Here is a 6,630-nt window from a genome sequence, read left to right as displayed (position 1 = left end):
CGGCTCATCTGTCTGGCCTGCATTAAATCGTCAACGCCTTCATCGACAGTATTGAGCCGGACCTTAATGATTTCATCAGTATTGAGGTCAATGCCATAGGCAAAGGTATGACCACAAGACGAGGCTGCAATACTTTTCACCCGAAGAAACAAACGAAATGAACTCAGTATGGGATGAGTCATCTGCTTTAATTGCTTAATCAGCGGGCTTGACGGCATTATTGTCATATCATCAAGATCAAATCACGATGAATTAGGTTGGGATCATACGAGTTTAACCCATAATGTCTTATGCGATTTGATTATTAGCCACACTTTTCGTACCAAACGCACATGGCTATGTATCTATTTTTTAGAATAAATTTCATGTTAAAACGACAAGAAAAAACCCGCAAAAAGCGGGTTTTTTCATATACTATCGTACGTCTACAGGGGGAGGCTTTCGCCCGCAAGTCCTATAGCTAGTGCCTTTATTATACAGTTAATACTACACATGTCAAACCAAGCAATGATTAATGCCATAAAAACAGCAATCTCTCCAGCGCGAATTGCAACCTATGAAACGGCCATTGGGACAGCAAATGTTGATGAGCTGGCAGCTTTGCACCTTTATGCATGGAATGCACAAGTGTCCGGAGCGTTACTAACGCCGTTACATCTTTGTGAGGTAGTGATCCGTAATGCTGTTGCCGCTGCTTTAGAATCTGTTTATGGAACCCAGTGGCCTTGGGCAACAGTTTTTGAAAGAAGCTTACCCGACCCGCGCATTGGGTACAGTCCACGCAGGGATCTGATGAATGCACGACGAAGTACTCAGGCTACAGGGAAAGTTATCCCGGAACTTAAATTTGTGTTCTGGCAAAAAATGTTTACTCAACGTTATGATGAACGTCTATGGATTCCTTATCTCACTAGCGTACTACCCAATATGGATGTAGCAAAAACCATAACAGAACGACGCACAATGATTTACCAGTATCTTGATCAAATTCGATATTTGAGAAATCGAATTGCCCATCATGAACCTATTTTTAATCGAGCATTAGCTGATGATTATCATAAAATAATAGAACTGGTGAGATTTCGTTGTGAGATAACAGCCTCTTGGCTAAGCGACAATCAAACCGCTCTTGAAACGATAGCCAAAAAACCATAGCGCTGGTTTTGCCTACCCCAGAGTATGCTGGCTGCCTACTTGTATTAAGCCTAATTAATAATAAGCATGAATATCATTAATCAAGCTTAGATCAATGCTTAAAGAGAAACGCTAATTTGAAGCAATGCATTGAAATTTTATTAATCACAAAAAGAATATTTTCCAAGCTGCTAATAAATCAAAGTAATACCGCGCTCTACGAAAAACTTTACGTTAAGCTCAATGAAAATCTAGTGCGGATCTTAGGTTGCTTTATCTCGTCATTTTTTTGGGAAATTGCTGCGGTGCCAGATGTTCTACACCGGCCTTCAGGCTTGAATTCTTGTTGTGCTTAATTTGAACATTCGTCCCAATATCAGGAATACGCGATAAGGTGGCCTTATCATGTAGCATGAAAAATTTGCTGTTCTCACCAAGCTGCTGAACAACCTGGGTTTGGGTGTGAGCCACTATCTGCCCTTTAGTGACTATTCCTGGTGTGGCCGTGCGGATTTCCGGCGTGCCGGTTAAGTGATTAATCAGGCTTTTTACATCCTGTGGACTATTGTTCTGCTGGTGCCCAGAGTAGCCTTGCTCGATGGACGCAAGCTGGACACCCTTTTTAATTTCACGCATCACGTCCTTAATGTCCATGTTGCTAAGCTCAGGATAGGTTTCAATCATACTGTCAAAGGTGGACAACTTATGCGCCTGGATAAAGTTTTTCACATTGGGTAGTGTTACATCAATATTGTGGCCAAGCTGCTGGCCAAACGAGCTGACGACATCAGTTGAAAAGGCCGATCCCCCGGTTACCCTTAAATTTACACTAGGATAATCTATATCCTTATTTTTCTGCTTGCCATGAATCCGGGCAGCATTGAACGTCATGCCAATACATTCAATATCTGTGGTTTCTACCAGCTTTTTAACGCACATCTGGCTTTCCCGTCCACCCTTGGAATGGCCAGTCTGTACGATCAAATCAATATCATGGCCATTGCGATCCAGCTTCTCAATCACAGAATCCGTAAAGCGCATGGCGGCCATATCTGCCAAGGTTTCCTTAACACCCACTGCAATCTGAACATCAGTCACTAGCCAGTCACGCCGGGTTTCACTGCCTCGATGCGCAACAATCAGGGTTTTATCTTCAGGATTGTAATAGGCCAGTCCGCCATGATCACTACGCTCATCCATTGCGTACTTAACCACATTATAGTTCTTCAGCTCCTCAAGCGTGTCTGATCCGGGATTGCGTAGACGTGCATAGCTGTTCTTGTTGGCTTCGATGAGCTGCTTGATATTGGCCATAATAATAAGTCTAAAGAAGGGTAAGCGATATAAGGTCAGGTGGTGGTATTAGAAAAATACCACGTAATGATCCGTACCAATGGCCGTAATCGCATCATAAGTGGCCAGTCCAAATGTGGTTGGATACTGGAAGGTTTGCTCATGCTGCATATTGCCTAAAGCGTCCAGGCTTTCAGCCCTGGACTGGCCATTAATATAGGTGTCTAAAATGGTATAGTCAGTGGTAAAGGCCACATTAACGAACTGGTCAGGACTAGACAGGGTTGCTGAATGCAAAACCTGAAAGTTGCCGGTGTCCTTATTATAATGCAGCACATAAAAATGACTTTCAAACGTCCCGGCACTGTCATTATTCACTTTAAAGGTGACACCAATCTTATGCTTATCTTTAAATACCGCTAGGCGTGCTTCATCAGCAGGCGCACCCAGACTGATTTTATGTTGCTGGCCAGTGGCCGGATTAAAAACTGCAACTGAAAAGTGGTGCTCATTCGCACGGTCATTACCGGCAACCACCACTAGATCGCTCAACCAGCTCGCACCAAAGATGTAAAAGCCACTTTCAAAGGCCTGGCTATTCCAGTTTGGCGTGGTGTAAATCACAATATCAGGAACAGCCGTTAACCCCTGTTTTTTTAGGGTCTGGTTTAATGGCCGTCTTGTGGCGACCAGCAGCTCACGGCCGTTGTGGTTAAACTGGTTAACCAGAATCTCGCGGCTAATGCCTTTGGTTAAGGTCTTTATCTTGTTAAATTGCTGATCAAAGATAAAAATTTCCTGGGCAGTATTGGCAATCGCTGATAAATAATTCTGGCTCCAACTAATTGAATTGACCGGATTTTGAGTATCAGCTAAATCAAGTATGACAATTTTCTGGGGATTCTGACCAAGCTGCCAGATATTAAGTTCCGTTGTGGAATAACCGGCTGTGGCCAGTCGCTCACCATCAGGACTAAAGCAAATTGAAGTTACCGCAAAATTTTCAACAATATTAAGTAAACTCATTATTTTACCATTCTAAAAATTATCGGGTACGGCCTTTATTTTGGCTCTGTGATTGGGTCTGGCTAACCAGCTCTACCCTGGCCTTTTGATTAGGGTCTTTACGATGCAGTATTTTTACCTCATCGTCGATCCGGGGAACTGTGGTCAGTGATGCTTTATCGTGAACCATAAAAAACTTACTGCTCTTGCCTAAGCGCTGCAAGATAAAACCACTGGTTTCCGCCACGATCTTACCCTTGGTCTCGCCAGGCATTTGCGGCCTGACGTCTGCACCAACGTGTAAGGCAACGGCTCTAAGCTTTAAGATTGCTTCTTGCTGCTGTCTTGTGGGGTTGTCGCCCTGGCTGCCACTTCCTTGCGGTAATTTTCGTCCTGGCTCATGCGGTTCAAGTTGGCCGCCATTGTGTCCAGCAGATTGTCCATCTGTTCCTCGTGTGAGTCTGTGGAATTCTGCCTTTCCACCGGCGGCTTGTTCAAAACATTCATTTGTAATTGCTCCTTGTTGCCAATGCTTGAGTAAGTGTTTTTCAGGTCGCTGCTTAATGTCATGCTCATTACCCTCTGATTTAAGTACATTTAAGTGTTGCCAACCTTTTAAGGGTACTGCATTACCTTGCTGTCTAACATCTAATACCCTTAGATTAATCCTGTCACCAAAAAAATCATGTAATTTTTCTAGTCCTTCAGCCGTATTACCCTGAATCCTGGCCATTGTCCCGATACTGGCTCCCCGTCCATCATTCGGATCATTAAACCGTTTAAAGGTATTCTCTAACGCATTCTCCGGTAGTGCATGAACTGCAATCACTTCAATCTTTGCACCGCTGTTGATGACCTGTTGAAACTTATCGAGTGTGCTTTTATCTGTTGCATTGACGAGCTGGCCCTCATATACAGCCTTGACGTTTGCCGGTAGCTGCATGTTACTGACCACACTGGACGTTTTTCCCGCACCCGGTGAACCGGTTAGAAAAATCACGGTATCTTGCCCTTCAGCTCCAGTCTGACGCATGGTTTGCTTAAAATGCTCTGCGGCCAGTGTTGCCGCCGTATTATGCACTGCATTATTGAACTTGTTGCGTGTGGCGGGTGACTGGGAAAATTCAGGAAACATTTCCTTAAACATATCTGAACAAATATAGCGACCGCCAAAAGTACGGGGATGCTGTTTATACTGGTCAATAATTTTTTGGCCGTCTTTCTTTGCCCGGTCAATCACTGCCGCTTGAACTTTTAATTTTTCCTCATCGCCGCCAAGCGCCAACTTATTAATTGCTAAAACCACTGTCTAACCTGTTTGTATTTTTCTTGACAACAATTATATCATGTCGTTAAATACTAACAATAGGGTGTACCCTATTGTTATAAAATTAAACAAGAATAAACATATAACAATAGGGTTATTTTCTAATTTAGTTATTAATTAACTTTGAAGTCCCTATTTTGGTGTTATATAATGTGCAATAAACACTCATATTTGGGCTAAGCACCAAATTTTGATTATTGTCATAATTTAAATAGATGAGAACGATGCAAAATGCGACATGCTGGGCAAGATACGATGATTAAAGGTAATTAATGATGACTGCTTATTACAATAGTCCTGCTTATCTGAAGCTTTATGAGAAAACCTCACATGATGCAGGGATACCGGCATTAGAAAGGTTATACGATATAGCCCAGGGCGAAGGCAGAGAGGCATACATTACTGGGCTTTTCATCGTCAACTTTTATAAAGGAAGTAAATGCCTTTTTAATCTACAGTTCCTAAAGGAGCTACAGCCCCGTACCCTGATGGATTGCATATCCGTCATTCATCTTGAATATAATGCCAGGCAAGAAATTTTTGATTATCTAGGTATCAAGGTCAGTGATTTAGAAAAACTCACCTATCGTATTTTAAAGAAACAAGCGTCAAAGCCTATCCCGCGAGAAATCATTATTGACGGCCATAGCTATATTATTGATCTGACCTACAAGGCAGGCGCAAAAGCCTGTATAGAAAAAAATAGCTCCAATCCTCACCAGGCATTTTCAAAAAAGAATTTACAGTGGCAGTTCGGCTATGACAATGAATTCGATGGTCACCATAAAGCCCAGGGTTTCTATTTTGAGGAACTAAATTAATTATGGTCAAGCACGCGCAGGATGATCAAACCGTCGATATTGAGGAAGTCATCAATCACAATGCTAAAACCCAGACAGTGGGTTATATCCGGGTATCCAGTGTAGACCAGAATACAGAACGTCAACTGGTCGGGTTAAAACTGGATAAGGTTTTTACAGACAAAATCAGTGGTGCCAAAAAAAATAGACCGGCACTGGATGAACTAATAGAGTACGTGCGCGAAGGTGATACGGTACTGGTTCATAGTATGGATCGCATGGCGCGTGACTTGGAAAACCTGATCAATATAGTTAAAACCTTAAATGGCAAAGGGGTTACTGTAAAATTTAATAAGGAAAATATCACTTTCACGGCAAATAGCGACAACCCTATGGATAAATTCCTGTTTCATGTGGTGGGCGCTGTGGCAGAATTCAAACGGGCTTTAATCCGGGAAGCCCAGCGTGAAGGAATTGCCGTTGCCAAGCGAAAGGGCAAATATAAAGGCCGCAAACCTGCCTTAACCGATGCACAACTCGCTGAGCTAAAAACTGATAAAGATGTTTTAACACCAAAAGAACTAACTGCTAAATATCAGGTTCATTATCAAACCATCTGGCGTTATATCAAAAAGATCAAGCAACAGGAAATTGAAGAAAAGAAGCTGTCAGATATTCAGGCCGATTCAAACAATACTATAGCAATTAAAGCTTAGGAATTAATCCAATGGATGCTATCAATGAGCTTCAATTATTGGGCGCAATAATGTATTTAATCTTTGGTATCTCTGTGATGACCAAAGGCAATACAGCAAGTTTTTTTGAGAAATTGATATTTAGCCTTTCTCTAATTGCTTTCTTCCTTTTTGCAATTTGTAAAGGCGTTGAATTATTCCCACTAATGCAAACCAGTCCAACCCTAGATGACTTCCCAATCAATATAAGTTTAGGCAAGCTAAGCCATATCATCTTAACTACTTTATCTATTCTTTTTGCAATATTTGGCTTGTTAGTCATAGGCATGGTACATGGCTGGAAAGAAAGTAAGATACAAAGGGGGCTATTTCTAAT

7 protein-coding genes and 1 pseudogene are annotated in these 6,630 nt (G+C 42.1%); 4 read left to right on the top strand and 4 right to left on the bottom strand.

Annotation, left to right across the window (positions count from 1 at the left end; genetic code table 11):
* Positions 1-182: pseudogene (locus tag BKE30_RS15035) on the bottom strand (hypothetical protein); the annotation flags it as partial.
* Positions 183-492: 310 nt separating this feature from the next.
* Between BKE30_RS15035 and BKE30_RS15030 the strand changes: the two are divergent.
* Positions 493-1,155: an Abi family protein gene (locus BKE30_RS15030; protein ID WP_034280378.1), complete on the top strand. Its 663-nt coding sequence runs from the start codon at positions 493-495 to the stop codon at positions 1,153-1,155.
* A gap of 252 nt (positions 1,156-1,407) precedes the next feature.
* On the opposite strand, the gene BKE30_RS15025 is transcribed toward BKE30_RS15030, so the two are convergent.
* From BKE30_RS15025 to BKE30_RS15015, 3 genes are read right to left on the bottom strand one after another with little or no spacing between them, the layout of a single operon-like run.
* A complete protein-coding gene (locus BKE30_RS15025) occupies positions 1,408-2,448 on the bottom strand; it encodes a KfrB domain-containing protein (RefSeq protein WP_076879378.1) in 1,041 nt (346 codons plus the stop codon).
* A 48-nt stretch (positions 2,449-2,496) separates the two neighbouring features.
* Positions 2,497-3,453: a hypothetical protein gene (locus tag BKE30_RS15020; RefSeq protein ID WP_076879377.1), complete on the bottom strand. Its 957-nt coding sequence runs from the start codon at positions 3,451-3,453 to the stop codon at positions 2,497-2,499.
* 19 nt (positions 3,454-3,472) lie between these two features.
* Positions 3,473-4,738, bottom strand: coding sequence for a KfrB domain-containing protein (locus tag BKE30_RS15015; RefSeq protein WP_076879376.1), 1,266 nt, complete (start codon positions 4,736-4,738; stop codon positions 3,473-3,475).
* Between the two features lie 293 nt (positions 4,739-5,031).
* On the opposite strand from BKE30_RS15015, the gene BKE30_RS15010 reads away from it, so the two are divergent.
* The 3 genes from BKE30_RS15010 to BKE30_RS15000 all read left to right on the top strand — a co-directional run.
* Positions 5,032-5,580: a DUF7673 family protein gene (locus BKE30_RS15010; RefSeq protein WP_143253806.1), complete on the top strand. Its 549-nt coding sequence runs from the start codon at positions 5,032-5,034 to the stop codon at positions 5,578-5,580.
* Between the two features lie 2 nt (positions 5,581-5,582).
* Positions 5,583-6,275 carry a recombinase family protein gene (locus BKE30_RS15005; protein WP_143253805.1) on the top strand — a complete coding sequence of 231 codons (693 nt, stop codon included), beginning with the start codon at positions 5,583-5,585 and terminating at the stop codon, positions 6,273-6,275.
* A gap of 11 nt (positions 6,276-6,286) precedes the next feature.
* On the top strand, positions 6,287-6,630 hold a 344-nt coding region (locus BKE30_RS15000), incomplete at its 3' end, for a hypothetical protein (protein WP_143253804.1).

The organism is Alkanindiges hydrocarboniclasticus (assembly GCF_001982605.1).
GTDB lineage: Bacteria > Pseudomonadota > Gammaproteobacteria > Pseudomonadales > Moraxellaceae > Alkanindiges > Alkanindiges hydrocarboniclasticus.
Note: the sequence above shows the minus strand (reverse complement) of the source record. Positions and strands in the feature narration are given on the sequence as shown.

Coding starts and splice junctions, on each gene's coding strand:
- BKE30_RS15005 (WP_143253805.1), top strand. CDS start 5,583: ATGGTCAAGCACGCGCAGGATGATCAAACCGTCGATATTGAGGAAGTC.
- BKE30_RS15010 (WP_143253806.1), top strand. CDS start 5,032: ATGATGACTGCTTATTACAATAGTCCTGCTTATCTGAAGCTTTATGAG.
- BKE30_RS15020 (WP_076879377.1), bottom strand. CDS start 3,453: ATGAGTTTACTTAATATTGTTGAAAATTTTGCGGTAACTTCAATTTGC.
- BKE30_RS15030 (WP_034280378.1), top strand. CDS start 493: ATGTCAAACCAAGCAATGATTAATGCCATAAAAACAGCAATCTCTCCA.
- BKE30_RS15025 (WP_076879378.1), bottom strand. CDS start 2,448: ATGGCCAATATCAAGCAGCTCATCGAAGCCAACAAGAACAGCTATGCA.